At 40.9% G+C, this 18,215-nt stretch carries 16 protein-coding genes and 1 pseudogene; 11 read left to right on the plus strand and 6 right to left on the minus strand.

Annotated elements, in window-relative coordinates:
* Window positions 1-246: 246 nt before the first annotated feature.
* The 3 genes and pseudogenes from DYD21_RS14255 to DYD21_RS21530 form a co-directional block, all read right to left on the minus strand.
* A complete protein-coding gene (locus DYD21_RS14255) occupies window positions 247-2,940 on the minus strand; it encodes a S8 family serine peptidase (RefSeq protein ID WP_147303601.1) in 2,694 nt (897 codons plus the stop codon).
* Window positions 2,941-3,640: 700 nt separating this feature from the next.
* Complete coding sequence (locus DYD21_RS14260) at window positions 3,641-3,847, minus strand: transposase (RefSeq protein ID WP_116037668.1); 207 nt, start codon at window positions 3,845-3,847, stop codon at window positions 3,641-3,643.
* Window positions 3,848-3,902: 55 nt separating this feature from the next.
* Window positions 3,903-4,091: pseudogene (locus tag DYD21_RS21530) on the minus strand (IS5/IS1182 family transposase); the annotation flags it as partial.
* 409 nt (window positions 4,092-4,500) lie between these two features.
* Between DYD21_RS21530 and DYD21_RS14265 the strand changes: the two are divergent.
* Both DYD21_RS14265 and DYD21_RS14270 read left to right on the plus strand, forming a co-directional pair.
* Window positions 4,501-4,725, plus strand: coding sequence for an addiction module protein (locus tag DYD21_RS14265; protein ID WP_116037669.1), 225 nt, complete (start codon window positions 4,501-4,503; stop codon window positions 4,723-4,725).
* 97 nt (window positions 4,726-4,822) lie between these two features.
* On the plus strand, window positions 4,823-5,047 hold the full coding sequence (locus DYD21_RS14270; protein WP_116037670.1) for an addiction module protein: 225 nt from the start codon (window positions 4,823-4,825) through the stop codon (window positions 5,045-5,047).
* Window positions 5,048-5,246: 199 nt separating this feature from the next.
* Here the strand turns inward: DYD21_RS14270 and DYD21_RS21120 are convergent, their stop codons facing one another.
* On the minus strand, window positions 5,247-5,396 hold the full coding sequence (locus tag DYD21_RS21120; protein ID WP_158607306.1) for a hypothetical protein: 150 nt from the start codon (window positions 5,394-5,396) through the stop codon (window positions 5,247-5,249).
* A 474-nt stretch (window positions 5,397-5,870) separates the two neighbouring features.
* Between DYD21_RS21120 and DYD21_RS14275 the strand changes: the two genes are divergently transcribed.
* Complete coding sequence (locus DYD21_RS14275) at window positions 5,871-7,142, plus strand: hypothetical protein (protein WP_116037671.1); 1,272 nt, start codon at window positions 5,871-5,873, stop codon at window positions 7,140-7,142.
* 859 nt (window positions 7,143-8,001) lie between these two features.
* Window positions 8,002-8,454 (plus strand): hypothetical protein, encoded by a 453-nt coding sequence (locus DYD21_RS14280; RefSeq protein WP_116037672.1) that lies wholly within the window; start codon window positions 8,002-8,004, stop codon window positions 8,452-8,454.
* Window positions 8,455-8,710: 256 nt separating this feature from the next.
* Here the strand turns inward: DYD21_RS14280 and DYD21_RS14285 are convergent, their stop codons facing one another.
* Both DYD21_RS14285 and DYD21_RS14290 read right to left on the minus strand, forming a co-directional pair.
* Window positions 8,711-9,331: a hypothetical protein gene (locus DYD21_RS14285; RefSeq protein ID WP_116037673.1), complete on the minus strand. Its 621-nt coding sequence runs from the start codon at window positions 9,329-9,331 to the stop codon at window positions 8,711-8,713.
* 362 nt (window positions 9,332-9,693) lie between these two features.
* A complete protein-coding gene (locus DYD21_RS14290; RefSeq protein ID WP_116037674.1) occupies window positions 9,694-10,545 on the minus strand; it encodes a hypothetical protein in 852 nt (283 codons plus the stop codon).
* A 105-nt stretch (window positions 10,546-10,650) separates the two neighbouring features.
* Between DYD21_RS14290 and DYD21_RS14295 the strand changes: the two genes are divergently transcribed.
* The 7 genes from DYD21_RS14295 (at window position 10,651) to DYD21_RS14325 (ending at window position 18,212) form a co-directional block, all read left to right on the plus strand.
* Entirely contained in the window at window positions 10,651-10,863 is a 213-nt protein-coding gene (locus tag DYD21_RS14295) for a helix-turn-helix domain-containing protein (protein ID WP_116037675.1), read from the plus strand.
* Window positions 10,864-10,865: 2 nt separating this feature from the next.
* Window positions 10,866-11,192, plus strand: a complete 327-nt coding sequence (locus DYD21_RS14300) for a HipA N-terminal domain-containing protein (protein ID WP_116037676.1) — start codon at window positions 10,866-10,868, stop codon at window positions 11,190-11,192.
* A gap of 2 nt (window positions 11,193-11,194) precedes the next feature.
* Complete coding sequence (locus DYD21_RS14305; RefSeq protein WP_116037677.1) at window positions 11,195-12,217, plus strand: type II toxin-antitoxin system HipA family toxin; 1,023 nt, start codon at window positions 11,195-11,197, stop codon at window positions 12,215-12,217.
* 124 nt (window positions 12,218-12,341) lie between these two features.
* Window positions 12,342-13,424: an AAA family ATPase gene (locus tag DYD21_RS14310; protein ID WP_116037678.1), complete on the plus strand. Its 1,083-nt coding sequence runs from the start codon at window positions 12,342-12,344 to the stop codon at window positions 13,422-13,424.
* Window positions 13,425-13,726: 302 nt separating this feature from the next.
* Window positions 13,727-15,928 carry a T9SS type A sorting domain-containing protein gene (locus DYD21_RS14315; RefSeq protein ID WP_116037679.1) on the plus strand — a complete coding sequence of 734 codons (2,202 nt, stop codon included), beginning with the start codon at window positions 13,727-13,729 and terminating at the stop codon, window positions 15,926-15,928.
* A gap of 248 nt (window positions 15,929-16,176) precedes the next feature.
* A complete protein-coding gene (locus tag DYD21_RS14320) occupies window positions 16,177-17,118 on the plus strand; it encodes a DUF5655 domain-containing protein (protein WP_116037680.1) in 942 nt (313 codons plus the stop codon).
* Window positions 17,119-17,126: 8 nt separating this feature from the next.
* Complete coding sequence (locus DYD21_RS14325) at window positions 17,127-18,212, plus strand: HNH endonuclease (protein WP_116037681.1); 1,086 nt, start codon at window positions 17,127-17,129, stop codon at window positions 18,210-18,212.
* Window positions 18,213-18,215 lie beyond the last annotated feature (3 nt).

An 18,215-nucleotide genomic window follows, 5' to 3' on the forward strand; every position in this document is an offset into this window, starting at 1 on the left:
TTCATCTGTTCCAGTAAAATTGAACCCAAAATTTACAGATAAGAACAGGTTGAACGTCAGCCTGCTCTCGTTAAGATTTCCAATCCTACACTCTCAGTAATAGTCAACCAGCTGGGTCATTACAATATGTAATAGGACGGGCGAAGACTCATGTAACTTTATCTCCATCAATAAACAATGAAAGTTAATTGCCCACTTTCTAGCATGTGGAAGCGCCGACAAGATGATTGACAGCGCCTCAGGCTTCTATTGTCTGCCGCGGGCAACGGGTTGCGGTACTGAGATGGTACCGCCGGTCAGCACCTCGGTATTGTTACTGGCTGTGCCGAGTGTTCCGGCCATATTGAACGCACCACTACCCTTCACCCAAATACGGTCAGTGCTGATCCCTGAGTCACCATAATCCTCGAGATAGACGGTAAACGCCTGGTTCCCTGCCGTTACGTAATTATCTGAACTGGAGTCCCAGCTCGTGTACGTAGACCGGCCGTCGAAACTGGCCCATCCGAAACCAGATCCCGAACCCAGTGTGAGGACTCCGAGCGCATTGCTCTTCAGCCGCGAAGTGGTACCATTCGAATGATGGCGCACCAGGAGCAGGTTACCTTGCAAGTTTCGTCCCGCCGGGTTGTAGCGCATGACAAAGCCGAAGTTAACCCTGTCACCCTCGAGTTCGAAGGTGCCACCACCAGTCGTAAAGCCCTGACTCGGGTCGTACAACGTGAAGACATCTGTGTAAGGCTGAGCCATGTAGTAATCACCAGTCACCGACACCTGCACCTCATAAGAGTTGACTTCCATGGGGCCAGAATTTGTGCAGGTAAAGGTATTGAAGGCACTATAACCGGTGCCGTTTACTGTGCTGGTGCAGGTCAAATCAACCGTGCCACCAGGTCCAACCGGCACGAGTTGCACCGAGAGGCCGGCCAGGCCGATATCTCCCGGCGCAGCCATTGTAGGAGTGGTCTCGTTCTCCTGCACCTCGACCAGCAGCTCGAGCTCGCCAGCATCCAGATCACCGCCCGCGGAGCTCACCTGAAGTGCGGCTGGATTGTCTTCGTGGTAGGTGATCGTGGCGTCTTCATGCTCGATTGTCAGCACTTCACTCTCACTCGTGGAGCCAGAAAAGTTATCATTCGTACTTGAAAAAACGGCCCGGAAGGTCGCCGTGCCGACTGCGCTGGTGACCTGCACCTCCTTGCTCGCCATGTCGCTAGACAGAGAAGCGTTTGCCACTTCCGTCCAGTTTGAGCCATCCAGAAGTTCGAACGTTACGCTTCCTGTGGGGTTTTCGCCACTTACCTTAGCAGTAAGCGTAACGATGTCGCTGTACTGGCGCTGATCAGGATCTATAGTAAGTGTCGTCATCGTGGCGACTGGGTTTACAGTGAGTTCTACGCTGCCATCTGCCGCCTCGAATCCGTCCGCACCGCTATAGCAAGCAGTAATCGTGTAGTCGCCTGCACTGAGTGTGCTGCTTGTATGAAAGGCCTCGCCGTTCGAGTCGAGCGCGACTTCCAAAGCGAGTGTTGCATTTGGCGATTCACAGGTCCCGACACTGATGAAGGAGACCGTTCCGGTGGTAACGGCGCTGTTACCCCGCACCTCGGCCGTAAACGTCACTTCCTGGCCGAAGGCCGCAGGGCTTGGGTCTGCATCGATCGTAACGGTGGTCGGCACGTCGCCGTTGGCCGGTAGGTCGTCGAAGAGGGAGTAGAGCAGCAGGTTCGGCGAGCCTTCACCGATGCCGGTCAGCTCATCTACCGTCGCCGCTGCCTTGATGGCATTCCATACATCGGCAGGTGAGTCGTTTGTGTTATTCTCCAGATAGAGCGCGACGGCACCAGCCACATGAGGGGTCGCCATCGAGGTTCCATTGACAGTATTCGTTGCACTATTGCTTGTGTGCCAGGCTGAGGTAATGCCCGTACCCGGCGCGAAGATGTCAACGCAGGATCCTTTATTCGAAAAGCCGGAACGTGCATCAGTATCTGTAGTGGATCCGACCGTTATGCTTTCGGGTAGGCTTGCCGGGGAGTAATTGCAAGCATTGGAGCCATCATTACCGGCTGCAGTTACGTAAGTCAACCCTGCATCGATCGAGCCTGCCACGGCATCATTTATGGATTGATAAAACAGACCCCCGAGGCTCATGTTAACCACAGCTGGTGATTCGTGGTTCGCGGTGATCCAGTCAACAGCTGCATTCACAGTGGACCAGCTCCCATCCCCAGAGCAACCGAAGACACGCAAATCTATCAGGGAAACATCCTTTGCTACACCCCACGTCTCACCACCTATGGTACCGGCCACATGCGTCCCATGGCCAATGCAATCGTCCTTTCCATCATCTACAAAATCATATCCCAGACTGGCACGGCCCCCAAATTCCTCATGTGTGGTTCGGATCCCTGAATCGATAACGTAGACGTTCACCCCCGCTCCGGTAGCTGTGTAATGGTAGAGTTCATTCAAGGGAAGCTGGCGCTGGTCGATGCGATCGAGCCCCCAGGTGGCATTCTCCTGTACGGTATTAGATCCGATCGATGCGATCCCGTCTTGTTCGACATAGGCGATGAACGGGTTTCGCTCCAGGGCCACCAAGGCTGGTTCGGGCAGGTTGGCCACGGCAAAGCCTTTAAGAGCGTACTGATAGATATGCAACTCATCACCGCCGTGAGCTTGCAGGAGCCCGCGCGCGACTCCAGGCACGTCTTGAACATGGTCACGGAAGACAACGATATACTGCCCTGGGATCTTTACAGGGCTAGCGTCCTGAGCGTTAATTTGCCCTGAGCTTTGAATAGCTGACTGTTGATTATTGATGGAGGTATCAGGTGAAGTTACATTATCACACCCGGTCGCTATCATCAGCAGAATGATGATACTGTATGAATAAACCCGTCCGCCCTTTCTTTGATAACTTTTATGTTTTTCCATAGATATTCTCTTTTTGTTGTTGGTAAGAATTCTCACAGAAAACTCCTGCATTTTTTTATGCTATAGTTGCCAAAACCTCAAAAGCCGTTTTGTCCGGAGGAAAGAATTGTTACCTACAGTCAGACCCTATTCCAACCTTCAGAAGGATATATATTTGTACTTAGCACCACTGCTTGATTTTTGATCACAACCGGTGACCAATCCCACATTTGCAAAAGCCAATAACGAGGAGAGTTTGTGTTTTTTTGTGATTACACAATGTCTGTATAATCCCTTATAAAGCAATCTCTTACAGAAATAAATAAAAAAAATATATAAGTCCAGTGAAATTAGAAAACAACTCAAAAAAACTATCTGAACCATTTAACATACTCACCACTGATAAGTGAAGCAGTGAGCAAAAATCTACTTATGTACACGGCTTTGACTTAAGTCCCCAGAAACCATTTGATTTACAATAGCTATTTGATCTCTTGCAAAAATTTTGATCTCTCAGAGTAAATTGTATAGCTCGCCAATTGTCTGTGCTGCCCATGTGTACTGATTGTTAATCAGCCAAATGGGTTGATCTTTCTAGGAGTCTGTCGGGCTTGACTCGAATGTGAAGAAAAAAATATCAGAATGGCTCAACGATTTGTCCGGATTCCCGAATGGATTGAATTTTTATCTATTTTCATTTTCAGATATAGGATCCCCGGGTTTATTCTCCCGCCAACACATGCATTCTCTTCAAATTGTAGGCGCATTGCACCAGATTCCACTCACCATTGATCTTCTCCAGGCCTCTGAAAAGGAATTGACGGAATCCCATCATGTGTTTTATAATTCCAAAGAACGGCTCGACCGTAGATTTTCGCCTTGCGTAAAACTCCCGGCCTTCCTTCGTCTTCAGTCGCCACTTCATCATTTCGGTTGGCGTTGCATCGTCCGGGGGCGGGCCGGGATCGGACAGGCGTTCGGCCCAGCATCATACGTGGGTGGTAAGCATCCGACTCGCTGCCGGTGTAGGTTCCTTCCAGGGTAGAAATATCCAGCTGGTCGACAATTTCGACCACAAATCGGGCAAGGTGATCCTCCGGAAGCCAGTCGTCAACAGAGGGTGGGAGCAGATAGGCGGTATCTCGATCAACTAAGCGAAAATTAGCAGACATAGCAGCTTGTAGATTCGGTTTAAAAGTCCATTAAACATAATGATTTAGAGGCAGGGAATCTGGCAAATATTCGTAGTTTTTCGATCATTTGAGGCGAGAAGTGGCGATAAATAACAGATAAACTCGGCTCATGTTTGGACGCAACACGTAAAAGAGAGTCATGGGTCGAAATCGCGGAAAATTTACCTTAAGTCCGACAGACTCCTAGAGACTGTATTTATGTGGATTTATCTGCACCAACAGGCAGGGAATAAAATACTCTGCCTGAAAATTATCCGTAACGCATCTTCTAATCTTGGTTCAATTCTGGAAAAATTGATGTTCAGCCCTTCATCCACTACACCGGATTATTATGAATTTTGATGACTTTCCACCATAAATCGAAAGAATTATTATTAAGTTTGTGTCTATGAACACAAAACAGATCATATCCATCATCTCCAACTTACCATTTGATCAGCAGGTAGAGATCGTTGATCAGATATTGCAAACCCTTCACCAGCCAGATCCAGACGTAGAACAAGCATGGATGGATGAGGTCGTATCGAGGGCCAGAGAGATTGACTCTGGAGAAGTCGAAATGATACCCGGTGATCAGGCCATGCAACGCCTCAGATCCTTTAATCTGGGGTAATGGTTTCGATTACAGGATGTAGTTCATATGAAGCTGCATACTTGATTTCCGAAAAATTGTCTGACTTTATCGTCATTTAATTATTTAAATTACTCTCATGAATAAAGACCAGATCATTTCCATTATCAACGACTTGCCAATTGATCAGCGAATAGAAATTGCTGATCAAATTCTTCAATCTCTTCACCAGGTTGATCCCGAAATTGAAAAAGCCTGGGCTAAAGAAGCCCGGCGACGTCTGGATGAATTTGAGGAAGGTAAGGTAAAAGCAATTCCTGGTGATCAGGTATTCGAACAATTACGGGAAAAGTATTCTAAATGAGTTATCAGTACTAATCGACTCTGTTTAAAGTCCCTCCATGCCAGTGCAGATAAATCCAGGGTTTATCAGAATAGGGCATCATTCCCGCCGGAATCGTTTTTTGAAATAGGAAAGCTTAGATAAGCTCGATTGTGAGATTTAAGTATTCTTCATGGAGTATATAACTTTCGAGTTCTAACTCGTCAGTTGTAGCTGCACATTATTCGCAGTTCTCAAAATACTCATATAGCTTCATCTCCATCAATAAATAATCAATCCACACTTCCGATTCAGATGCCCTTCTCCACAATTCTACGGCATTCACCCAACCCATTTTTCCCCGCACAAAATTGTGAATGTCTCTCGTCATTCTGATTTATACTGTAGGAGCAATAGAACTGATGTTTTAAATTTATCCAGTAACTCACTCTTTACTAACTAATATGATCTATAAATCTGATTCTACCACTTTTCAGTTTTACCTAATTTCATGCTGAAATAAAACAAAAACGTTTAACAATCAACATATCTGAAATCCACTATTTGTGGCTTAAATATACCCGATATACTCGACGTAGTTAATGTCTAATTATTGCTGGTGGCTATTCAATCATTTGCAGGATTTTACTACACATAGACGTTTAAAATATATTTGTTTAATTCTTTGGTTGGGCTCAATATATTAAATACCTCCCCTCATCCATTCGTTGATCTTTTTAGCTTTTCATTTTAGAAAATATTAAGCACGCCCGATAACACTACAAAATCATTCTATTACATATAAAAGATTCTCTTGAAACACCTTATTCAATTCTTTTCTATTCTCTTATTAGTTTTTCTATTCATGACATGTGGAACCGAATCCATCCCAGATGAAGAGGATCAAACTTTAGAAGAAGTAACAACAAATTTTTTAACAATTGGTGGAAGTGGTGGAGACTACGGTCAATCTATTTATCAGACTGGGGATGGAGGATTCATTGTTAGTGGGTTAACTACATCTACCGATGGAATTTTCAGTGAGTCGTTCGCTGAGGGAAGGTCCATTTTTGTGATCAAGTTTAATATCGTAGGTGATAAACAATGGGTGAAAACCTTCAATGGGCATGAGGGGGCCACTTCAATTGTTCAATCTCACGATGGTGGATACATATTAACTGGGCATAGCAGATCAATTGATGGAAATTACAGCAATGCTGATCCTGGACTTAAAAACCTTTATATTATTAAATTGAATTCTTTAGGGGAAATACAATGGGAAAAAAAAATTGGTGGAAGCGATAATGATGAAGTTAGTTCTATTGCTCAACTTCATAATGGTAGTATTGTCTTAACTGGGGGAACCAGTTCTAATGATGGTGATTTTTCGGGCATGAACTCAGAACAAAGAGGGATCTTCGTGATCAAATTGGATTCCGATGGAAATACTCAACTCATCAAAATTATTAGTGGAAATAACTGGAGTTCCTCAGTAATTAACACTCATGATGGTGGTTTTGCATTGACAGGACATGCTGGTAGTAATATTATTATCATCAAATTTAATTCGGATGGAAAAAAACAATGGACTAAAACCTATGGTGGAACTGAGTGGGATATGGGAAATTCAATAATACAGGCTAAAGATGGAGGGTTTATTTTAACTGGTGGATTTACTTCAAATGATGGAGATTTCCATGAAGTAAATAAAGGTGGATGGAATATTCCCGTAATCAAATTGGATTCATTGGGTGAAATTGAATGGGTAAAAACTTTTGGTGGAAGTGGATATCAAGAATTAGGTCATTCTATTTCTTTAACTCAAGACGGTGGATTTATTTTAACGGGCGAAACTAGCTCTAATGATGGTGATTTCATGGGGTTGAATCAGGGGGAAACTGATATCTTTGTAATTAAATTGAAATCATCAGGAGATACTCAATGGGTAAAAACTTTTGGCGGAAGTGGTTTTGACAATGGTTATTCAGTCACACAAATCGAAGACGGTGACTATGTTGTGACTGGTAGAACTAGTTCCAATGACGGGGACTTCAGTTCAAATAAAAATCAAGGTGATACTATCTTTCTTATCAAATTAGACTCTGAAGGTAAAACTATTCCGTTTCAATTAAATTAAATGTGTCCGGTTTTTTTTAAAGGTGTAAATAGATATCGAAAGACACCTGGTAAAATTGTGACTCGCCAATTAATACTTTCTACTTTATATTTCTCAATTGGCAAATGAAGAATAGCTTCTTCCATAATTTTTCAAAATACTCTGATAACTCCATCTCCATCAGCAAATAATCAATCAACTGGTCCGACTTTGATACATTGTCTATTAATTCGATGGCGTTTTTTCAATCCATTTCTCCCCATACAAAATTATGTATGTCTCTCGTCATTTTCAGTTTCTCTCTCATTGTCCTGATATTAGATTAACGACTTCAGAATCTTTCTATTTGTATGATCTAAATTCTGGCGATCCCTTACAACCTGAGTTCGATTCTTAATTGGGGAAGAATATTGGAGATAAATTGGTGTAAAGATCTTGAGGACTTAAGCTTTTAAAGCAAAGTACCGATACAAACATTAATACAATATACTTAAGGTGAAATAGCCAACACCAAAAAAAGTGGTAATTGTTAACACAATACCAGCTTGTTGTTATCATATATTTCCATGCTTTTTGACAAAGTTCTGTGAAAAATTTTTCTTTGTATAGTATCAATTATTCTGATTCTTGCTGGATTTAGCATTGTTACTAAGTCACATAAATCTTCTACTAGAATGGATAAGATTGAGAACGCAATGATATATTTCTTTCTTTTGTCGGGGAGCATAAGAGATGTTCATGCTTACTTTGACATTGATCCCAATTTCTTAATTTTACCCTCATTATTTAAAAACAACTTGAATTTAACTTTCTAACGAAGCAAGGAAATCTTGAACAGCGTTGGTGATATTCAAATATTGGCAAAAAAGAAAAACAGAATATGGCAGATATTTATAAAAATCTTGAAGGAGCATTTGGAGACTCACTAAAAAATAAATTTGATGAGTACTCTGATTTTGATTCTGATTTAGAAATTGATGCAATGCTTGAAGCAAAAAAGCTAAGTGATTATGTTACAACTAAAAAGATGGAAAAACTATGTCATCGAACTCTTTTAATTCATAGTAAAACAGGAAATGACTTTAGGTTTCAAGCGACATTAGTAAAATTTTTAAGACCTAATGGCGAGTCTTGCATAGCTGAATTTTCTGTTCCTATTGATTTTAATGGTAAAATAAGACTCTGGACAGAAGACTTACGTGGTAAAAAAGTATGGTCTACAATGGAAACGATTGAAGAATGGGAATGTAATCCAGATCTTCTATTTGACTTTTTAGGAAAATACACGCATAGATTTACCCAAGATCAATTTGACGATGGATTGCCATTTTGAAATAAATCAATATGACTCTCCCAGTCTATTTTATCCCAAACAAAATTGTACATGTCTATCTTCATCCCCATATTTATTTGATTTTTCTGGTTATTAAAACCGATTTTACTTGCTCCTACTATGTATAAATCAAATTCTGCCGACTTCTCACAGTTAGTTGAATATTTTTGGTTTAAGACTAATCCCGAGAAGGGGAGTAAAAAAAAGAACAGTTTTGGCTGCTTTTAAGGTATATAATTAAACAGATTGAAAAATTCTATTCGTTTCGATCTAAAAAGTGGGTATTACCTTCGACCCAGTGAAGAGTATTTGCTTTGGTAATGACCTTCGGCCCAAACCGATTCTTAATTTCGTCCATTGCTTTTATCCGGTTTACTTTATCTTCATCATTCTGAAAGAATACACTAAGCTGGTTCGTCTTATCAATCTTATGGGTTCCAAGGCCAATATTCCGGATTTCGATTCCTTCCCTGCTCGCCTTTTGTAAAGCCGGTTTAATTTGATCCATTAATTCCGCAAATAAATAATCATCAATGCTTGTATGAGCCGGAGTGACAAACCGAAATCCAACTCCTGGTTTCGCAGGATCATTAAACCCAAACATCCCCCAATATGAATTTGCACGGATGCCGTAGGCTCTCATCCGGTAGCAGACCTGTTGTACAGCAATGGCATATTCACCCTTTATCCGATCCATATCGGAAGAGCCTTCTGAAAAGGTGTGCCCGTAGCTAATGCCCTGCTTTGGCTTATAGTCCTCAGAGATATCTTCCATCACGCGCCCCTGATCTTTGCCGGTAATGGTCTGATAGAGCATTCTGCCAAAGTTCGCACCGAATAAACGAATGAAGGTTTTGATATTTCCTCGCTGAGCCACATCTCCAATGGTTTGTAGCCCTCAGCCAGGATATGCTCATATCTTCTCTTGCCGACATCCCAGACTTCATCCAGATCCAGTGGCCAGATTTCAGTTCGTCCATCATCAGTTGTTAATATCAACGTCCGACCCTTTGGTTTGTCTAAGCTGCTGGAGAGCTTGGCGTAGGTCTTGGAGCGGGCTATTCCTACAGCACCACTAGGTTTTAAAGTTTCAAAGATCTGCTTTTGAAGCCACACTGCAAATCCTTCAGCTTTACTGATTGGTATTGGGAAAAAATCTATGTTATGAACGTACTGATTCCACGATTTTGTGCCAGAGAAAAATAGGGATACCTCAATAGAGTTTTTTTTAAAAAAAAATCACTTTGGAATAAGCTGAACGACAAGTCCACATGACTGAGATAGGTTTTCTACAGTTGATGTGCCTCTAGAAGCTCCAATACGAATAATATCATTTAGTTCTAACCCAAGTGTCATTTGACTACTAGCGAAAAAACCACCACGAGGTGTCTCAGTATTTAAATTAGCAAAAAAGTCGTTGTGCCCCCAGCCAACTCCTAAGTCAAATAGAAAAAAAAGCCTAATTGTGTCGTCAGTAGAGTGTTGGACTAACTGGTACTGAGGACCAAATTGAGTGACCACAGCAAATTTATCGGCTGCAGTATTCAATGCAGGAAGATCTGCGCCAACAGTAAAAGTGGCCAACAGATCATGGCGCCTGACAAGTTGAGCCACATTTCCTTCCATACTAGTGACAGACCGGTAAGCAAGAGGAACTGAAACGAAAAGTGCGGCATTCCCACCACCTTGGAAGAACTGGTTTGCGGTTGAAACGGAATCATCCCCTGAGGTAATGAGAGCACCAAATCCTATTCTGGCATAGCCTAAATAGGAAAAATTTAGATTAGAACTTATAAGTTCGGTGTATAGTGATCTTTGATTCGAAACAATATTTAATGATGAGGCGCCACCAACTCGTAGTCCCCCGTAATATTTTTCGATTCTATCTTTTGTATTAAGGGCGTGTTTGGCTAAAATACCTCCCCTACACACAAACGTTCCATTGTTTTCTTCAGCTGCCCTCTTGCATAATGTTAAATCATCCGCATCAGTTTCAATTTCAATGAAACTTTGTGAAAGTGGAACCGAGAATGACTGTGAAAATGCTGGCGTATTTATATAAAACCACACTATAATGTGATTTTCTGCCATCTATTAGAGCTGAGTTACAAAAATTTATCTAATATCACATTATAATGTGAATATCGTTATATTCCTCTCTCAATCAGTAAGAATTATATCTAAAATCACATTAAAATGTTGGTTTCTGAGATTGGTAAACAGATAAAAGAGCGAAGGGACACACTGGGGATTACGCAACCCGATCTTGCTGAGATGTCAGGAATCAGTGTGAATACTCTTTACAAAATTGAAACCGGTCAGGCCAACCCAACCTTAAAGGTGTTAAATAAAATAGCCGATATCCTGGGAATGGAGTTAACCCTGACCGTTAAGAAGCCTGAGCTGTAAGTATGAAGTCAGCCAATGTTTATAGAAATGGTGAACGTGTTGGAGTTCTTATCCGGCATGAAAGAAATTCGTATGAGTTCGAATACGATGATCAATGGTTCAACAATCCGGAGAAACCGGCTGTCAGTTTAACCATGCCCAAAAGCAAGAAAACCTATAAGGCCGATCATCTGTTCCCTTTTTTCTATAATCTTTTATCGGAAGGGGTGAACCGGAAACTTCAGTCGAGGCAATTGAAAATTGATGAGAAGAATTACTTTGATTTACTCTTGGAAACGGCTCAAACAGATACTATAGGCGCAATCACATTGAAATCAAAGAATAAATAGAGTTGAGTTTACCCAATATTAAATATTGCCCCGGAACTCTGGCAGAAGGATTTGATACATTCAGCCCCACCTGTTTAAAACGGGTGTTTAACGGCAAGAAAGTCAGTCACATTCTTCCTTATGATCCGCCGGATATGAGTGAAGAGGATGCCGAAAAGTTTCAGCAGAACCGAAAGCGGCTTTCTATCTCCGGTGTACAGGAGAAGGTGTCTTTATTGCTTGAAAAAAACACGCTTCGTCTAACGGAAGAGGGTGAGCAGGGAACCTACATTCTGAAACCCATTCCAAGAGATTTGCGGAAAGTGGACCAGGTACCTGCCAATGAACATCTGACGATGCAGATAGCCAGGCAGGTATTTGATATTCACACCGCAGAAAATGCCCTGATCTTTTTTAAGAACGGCGATCCCGCCTACATTACAAAACGGTTTGATGTGGCCGAGGATGGAAAAAAGATTGGTAAAGAAGATTTTGCTACTCTTGCAGGGAAAACAGCTGAGACGGCCGGGCCGAATTTCAAATATGAATACAGCTACGAGGAGATGGCAGAGCTCGTTCAGAAATACATCCCGGCAGCCATGGTGGAACTGGAAAAGCTTTTTTCCCTGATTCTGTTTAACTACCTGATCTGCAACGGGGATGCTCATCTGAAAAACTATGGGGTGATTGAAACGAAACAGGGAGATTATATACTGAGCCCTGCATACGATTTGATCAATACCAGCCTGCACGTAGATGACACTGCGATGGCGTTGGATGAAGGTCTTTTTAAGGACGACTTCACCACAGAAAGTTTTGAAGCCAATGCGTTCTATGCATACGATGACTTCTATGAGTTCGGCTTGAAAATCGGATTGGTAGAATCTCGAATGGTAAAGATTCTGAATCATTTCAGGTCACACCAAGAAAATGTTCAATCATTAACAAAGCGCAGTTTTCTTAATGAGGAAATGAAGAGAGCCTACATGGATTCATACCTGAATAAACTGAAGGCGCTAAATTACTCGATGGAAGGGAGGGTTTGAGTGGGGTGTGAATATCTCACTCAAAAGCATTAGATAATTCAAACAGATCGAGAGTGACACTATGCTGTCACTCAACGCCAATAAGTTCGATCAAAGTTCAAATAAACGGTGATCGGACGGTACAATGAATAGATTAATAGCAGGACAACCCCTGGATTCCAGCAGAATGGAGCAGATGCATGTGGCATCCAACTGGATCAGGTTTGGATTAAATTTTCACATTTATAAACGAGGGGCAATTCCAAGTTCATTTGAAGTTTTCTATACAGAAGGGGAAAAATGGGAGCTATTGAAGCAGGAACTTGAACAAGAAAACGAATGGGATCCGAATGATAGAGTTGAAATTGTGGAAGCCAATAATCTAACAATGGATCTATGCCATTACCTGCTACATGTAAAATCGGGTATTACGATTTATAATACTGACATTAAAAATTCAGTGGAAATCTTTTTTGACAGTGGCTCGGATCAGGAAGTAGTGAAAAACCTCAAGGAAAAACTTATAGCGATCCGTAAAAAGAAGTCCAGGTTCAGAATTGGATACCTGATGCAGATAGGGATGTCGCTCGATGTTAAGTTCCAGGAATTCAAACCCTATGACGAAGATTTGACCCGTTTTATGGGAGATGAGTTGATGTCGTTTCGTGATGCGATGCTCTCAAATTTGAAGCAGGATGACAAGAGCGGACTCTACCTATTGCATGGAAAACCGGGGACCGGTAAAACGTCCTTTATCAAGTCCATTTTAAGCAAGATTAATAAGGAGGTCATTTACATTTCGCCGGCTCAGACCGATAATCTTACCTCCCCGCAACTGATCGGCTTGCTGATGGACCATCCCAACTCTATTCTCATCATTGAAGATGCTGAAACGGTGCTGATGAAACGTCAAGGCGATAATTCCAACGCCGTATCCAATCTGCTGAACCTGACCGACGGATTTCCGGCCGATTTTATGAATCTGAACATTATCTGCACCTTTAATACCCGGATTAACGACATCGATCCGGCACTGCTCAGGAAGGGGAGGCTGAGAGGGATTCATGAATTTAAGAAGCTACCACCAGAGAGTGCACGCGATCTGGCCGACTTCCTTGAGGTAGATATTGAGATCGACTCACCGCTAAGCATCGCTGAAATCTGTAATGCGGATGTGACTTTGGATACGATGACGGAAGCAGAAGTTGGTTTTGTGAATAACGATTAACATCATTGAATAGAGAATCGAACAGAGAATTTTTTAGATCAGATTTCAATCGGCAGTTCAGGAATCATGAGTTCGTAGCTAATCCAGTACACAATTATTATAAATCAAAAATGCCTCTCAAATATTTAATGATCAATACCTACACCTCTGGAGTAGGCATCAAGGTAAAACTCAGCTGAGTAGTTGTAGATAGTAGTACGGATTTTTCACAGAAAACCTCTTTATCAATTGCCAACTCCGTCGATAAGCGCCATGTACCAATACTTTAGGATTAATCATCATACAGTAAAAAAACAAGTATAATGAAGCATACGCTATTCTCAATTTTAATATTTCTATTTTCAACAACTCAACTAATTGCACAATTTGCTGGGGGAACAGGTACTGAAGCAGCCCCCTACCAGATAGAAACTGTTGAACAGCTCCAAGAGATCGCGAACCATCTTGATAAACACTTTATTCAAATTGTTGATATTGATGCTGGTGTTACCCAAACCTGGAATGAAGGGAAAGGCTTCTTGCCAATTGGCGACGACTTAATTCCTTTTTCAGGGAGTTATAATGGTAGAGATCATCAAATTGTAAATTTACATATTGACAACGAAGATAATCGAATAGGATTATTTGGTTCTTTGGAAGATGGAGTTGTCGAAAACATTAATTTGATAGACGTAGATATAACTGGTGGTTCTTACACTGGTTCTTTAGTTGGATGGAATGAGAATGGTATTATTAAAAATTCAATGACATCAGGGACAATTAGGGGCAGTGTTGGAGTTGGCGGATTAGTTGGGCATAATTTTTTTGGTGGCGAAATTATTTCGACTCAATCAAATGTCGTTGTTTATGGCTATGATAACGTTGGCGGATTAGTTGGTAATAACTGGGCAAATCTATTTAATTCATATTCAAATGGAGAAGTACATATTGAAAACCAGTTGGGTAGTGGATCTGCGGGTGGTTTGGTTGGTAATAATACGGTTTTAATTCATTCGTCGTTTTCCGGTTCAACGGTTGATGGACAAGAGGGAGTAGGCGGACTTTCAGGGAAAAATAGTGGGTCAATCAAACAATCATATTCTACAGGGCTTGTAAATGGGGTGCAGGATGTTGGTGGTTATGTAGGCTCTAACGGAGGTGATATAGAATCCAGCTATTGGAATTCTGAAAATACTGGACAATCCGTAGGAGTTGGCAGAGGATACAAAGATGGAGTAACTGGCTTAACAACTGAGCAAATGACAGGAAAATCAGCTGAACAAAATATGCCCGATTTAACGTTTGGTGGCACTTGGGGATCTATTCCGGAAGATTACCCAAAACTTCTTTGGTCGATTCCATATTTCAGTATTGTTAATTCTTCTTCAAACGCACCAATTACAGAAGGACAGCTTTTTGAGATAGATATACAGGTAAAAAATATCGGTGGTGTCACTGATAGCCAAGCTGTTTCTTTAATTGATGAAGGGGGAGAAACTCTGGATATCTTTGAAAACCTAAGCTTGGAGTCGGAGCAGATAAAAACTATCTCACTTCAATGGCAAACCAATGAAGGCGACGAGGGGCAATATTCGTTTTCAATTGTATCAGATTATGATCAACAAGCCATTGACTTTGTTGTAAGTATTCTACCAGCTACTGTGGAATTGATCGCGCCTGAAGACAAACAATCAGAGGTAACTATTGTTCCAACTTTTGAATGGGCAGAGGCTGAAAGAGCAATTAGATATCAGATACAAATTTCTAGTGATTCTGAATTCGGGACAATTTTACATGAAAGAACTAACTTAGATGATTTGGTGTATGATGTTTCTGATTCATTGAAATATATGACAACGTATTATTGGCGAGTCAGGGGAAGCCATGATTCCGGTTCAGGCGATTGGAGTAATGTGAGGTCTTTTACAACAACAAACATAGAAACACCTGAAGTTGTAAACTTAGAAATACCGATAGACCAAGCAACTAATGTTTCTGTTGAACCAAAGCTCATTTGGAATGATTCTAATAGAGCTGAAACTTACCATCTACAACTTACTTCACACGTCAATTTTGAAGAACTCTTGATCGACGTGGAATCCATTAATAATACAGATTATAAGGTATCCGATGAACTCGTGTACGGAACGACTTATACATGGAGGGTTAGAGCGAAAAATGAAAGTGGTTATAGTGATTGGTCAGAATCTATCAGCTTCACAACAAGTTTAGCAACTTCTACTGACTCTGATTTTATTCCAATCTCGTATGTGCTAAAACAAAACTATCCAAACCCATTCAATCCAACCACTCAAATTCAGTATTCACTGCCTGAACAAACTCACGTGGCAGTTAATATATACAATACGTTGGGCCAACGGGTAGCATCTTTGGTGGATCAAGTTAAAAATCCCGGAATACATGAAGTCAGTTTTGATGCGTCTGGTCTTTCAAGTGGTGTTTATTTATATAGAATTCAAACCCCATCACATAGCGAGACAAGACGAATGATGCTCGTTAAATAGAATCGCAATATGCAATATGCATTTAATCAGGAATGTTAAGGCGCTATTTTAAAAAGCCTGCTCACTGAGCAGGTTTTTTAATTAACGTGCCTTTTGGGAATAATGAGTAAACATGAATTTGCATGCAATGTTTTAAAGCTTATCCATGATAAATGTGATATAGAATCGGCAGCCTGATTAAGTTTCTTCCTGAAATTATACTATTTTCTGCCATCATTTAGCCGATAATATATTCAAAAAGATCCAGTATGAAGCTTTTCAGGATTAAGGAGGGCACTCTAAAAAAAATTCAGCAAGACCCGTTCAAGCTCGAAAAAGATATTCAGGAGCTGGTAGAGCAGAATACAGAAACCTTGTTTAGTCTCGAATTTGTGAAATCTGAGTTTAGTGTTGACAGCTTTCGCCTGGATACTCTCTGTTTTGATCCGGAAACGAAGTCTTTTACGATAGTTGAATACAAAAAAGATAAAAACTTCTCCGTTATTGATCAGGGATACACTTATCTCTCGTTGCTGCTCAATAATAAAGCTGAGTTTATTCTTGAATATAATGAGACAACCGGTCAGACTTTAAAACGAGGGGATGTAGATTGGTCTCAGTCACGGGTGATCTTTATATCTCCGCGGTTTACAAACTATCAGAAGCATTCCGTAAATTTTAAAGATGTTCCGTTTGAACTATGGGAGATTCACAAGTACCAAAATGGCACGATCGGCCTTACAAAGCATGAGTCTGATTCCGATGTGCGAATTGACAGCACATCTTCAGACAAATCGGACTCCGTGATGAAGTCTGTGTCCAAAGAAGTGAAGGTGTATGATGAAGAGTATCACCTGTCAAAAAATAAAAACCGTCCCCCTGAAATCGAAGAGCTTTACTTCAAGATAAGAGATCGAATATTAGATCTGGGTGATGATATTGAGACCAAATACCTTGCTCAAACAATTCAGTTTAAACTGGAAAAATCTTTTGTTGATCTGATTATCTACAATTCCGGTGTGATCGCCATAATCAATTTGAAAAAAGGTGAGCTGGATGATCCCCGCAACGAAACCAAAGATTTGAGCGAAAAAGGCCATTGGGGAAATGGAGATTATAAATTTAAATTTACACCGGGTGACGAGTTAGAGTATGGTATATATCTAATTAAGCAAGCGTATGAGAGCAAATCCAAAAGTGAATTGGGGTAGATTTATCGATGAAAAAATCAGCTGCTGAGGCCATTAATAAATACTTATCTCACTGTAAACAATCGCAATGGGTTTACGAAGAGGCATATAAATTTGAATTCGCCAACTACTTAAACGGAAATGTAGAATGGGAAAGTCAGTCTGACTCTGAAATACTTGAGATTCTAAAGCAATCTCAAAAGATAAGATATACAGGAAATGTGCCCGGTATACAGTTCATTCTTAGAAGTGCCCGTGAAAAAATGAGTGAATATATTGGAATTGAAGATATCAGAAATTTCAGGCAGATTTACAAAGGGGCAAGTATTGATCAGGTTGATTGGAATGATCGCAATACATCCTACCCGGGAATATCATCTTGGCTGGGTTCCTTATTCCCTGATAGATTTTATCCGGTACCTGTTACTGATTTTAGAGAATCAATTTTGTATTTATTTGATACTGGTAAAAGCAGGTTTCCAAAAGTTGGGCTACCATATATTATTGCCTGCCAATCGTATTTTGAGGAAACGGAACAAGAGCTCAGGAAATATCCACTTGAGGAGTTATTCATATCTGAGCATAACAGGTTTTATAAAGAAAACCCTGATCTCAAAATTTCTCTAAAAAGAAAATTTGATAACATTGACTGGGTATGGGCAGTTCAGGATTTCCACCTTTTTGTATATCGTGAGGTGCTTGGTTTATATAAAGATCGAACTTCGGAAGATGATATTCAGGATGAACATTCCGACGAGATAGTTGAAGGAAAGAGTGTAACAGCAATCCATAAGCGGTATGAAAGAAATAGTTCATTGGTCAAAAGGGTAAAAGAGCGCCGTTTGAAGGATGACCCTTTTTTGCAATGTGAGGTGTGTGGATTCTCATTTATGGAAACCTATGGGGATATTGGAAAAGGTTTTATTGAAGCTCATCATCTGAATCCATTAAGTGAGAGAGATGGAGAGCAGGTGACCAATAAAAAAGAGATTGCGTTGGTTTGCAGCAACTGTCACAATATGCTGCACAAAGGAGATCCAGTTTTTGAACTGACAGACTTGAAGAAAAAAATGGCTGGAAACAGTAAGCAGAACTATAAAGATTTAGATAACTAACCC

The organism is Rhodohalobacter sp. SW132, from assembly GCF_003390325.1.
In the GTDB taxonomy this organism is placed as follows: Bacteria; Bacteroidota; Rhodothermia; order Balneolales; family Balneolaceae; genus SW132.

Bases quoted from the DNA above. Each gene is read 5' to 3' on its own strand.
- DYD21_RS14320 (WP_116037680.1), top strand. From the start codon at position 16,177: ATGAAGCTTTTCAGGATTAAGGAGGGCACTCTAAAAAAAATTCAGCAA.
- DYD21_RS14300 (WP_116037676.1), top strand. From the start codon at position 10,866: ATGAAGTCAGCCAATGTTTATAGAAATGGTGAACGTGTTGGAGTTCTT.
- DYD21_RS14315 (WP_116037679.1), top strand. From the start codon at position 13,727: ATGAAGCATACGCTATTCTCAATTTTAATATTTCTATTTTCAACAACT.
- DYD21_RS14260 (WP_116037668.1), bottom strand. From the start codon at position 3,847: ATGATGAAGTGGCGACTGAAGACGAAGGAAGGCCGGGAGTTTTACGCA.
- DYD21_RS14255 (WP_147303601.1), bottom strand. From the start codon at position 2,940: ATGGAAAAACATAAAAGTTATCAAAGAAAGGGCGGACGGGTTTATTCA.
- DYD21_RS14280 (WP_116037672.1), top strand. From the start codon at position 8,002: ATGGCAGATATTTATAAAAATCTTGAAGGAGCATTTGGAGACTCACTA.
- DYD21_RS14295 (WP_116037675.1), top strand. From the start codon at position 10,651: ATGTTGGTTTCTGAGATTGGTAAACAGATAAAAGAGCGAAGGGACACA.
- DYD21_RS21120 (WP_158607306.1), bottom strand. From the start codon at position 5,396: ATGACGAGAGACATTCACAATTTTGTGCGGGGAAAAATGGGTTGGGTG.
- DYD21_RS14290 (WP_116037674.1), bottom strand. From the start codon at position 10,545: ATGGCAGAAAATCACATTATAGTGTGGTTTTATATAAATACGCCAGCA.
- DYD21_RS14265 (WP_116037669.1), top strand. From the start codon at position 4,501: ATGAACACAAAACAGATCATATCCATCATCTCCAACTTACCATTTGAT.
- DYD21_RS14325 (WP_116037681.1), top strand. From the start codon at position 17,127: ATGAAAAAATCAGCTGCTGAGGCCATTAATAAATACTTATCTCACTGT.
- DYD21_RS14270 (WP_116037670.1), top strand. From the start codon at position 4,823: ATGAATAAAGACCAGATCATTTCCATTATCAACGACTTGCCAATTGAT.
- DYD21_RS14275 (WP_116037671.1), top strand. From the start codon at position 5,871: ATGACATGTGGAACCGAATCCATCCCAGATGAAGAGGATCAAACTTTA.
- DYD21_RS14310 (WP_116037678.1), top strand. From the start codon at position 12,342: ATGAATAGATTAATAGCAGGACAACCCCTGGATTCCAGCAGAATGGAG.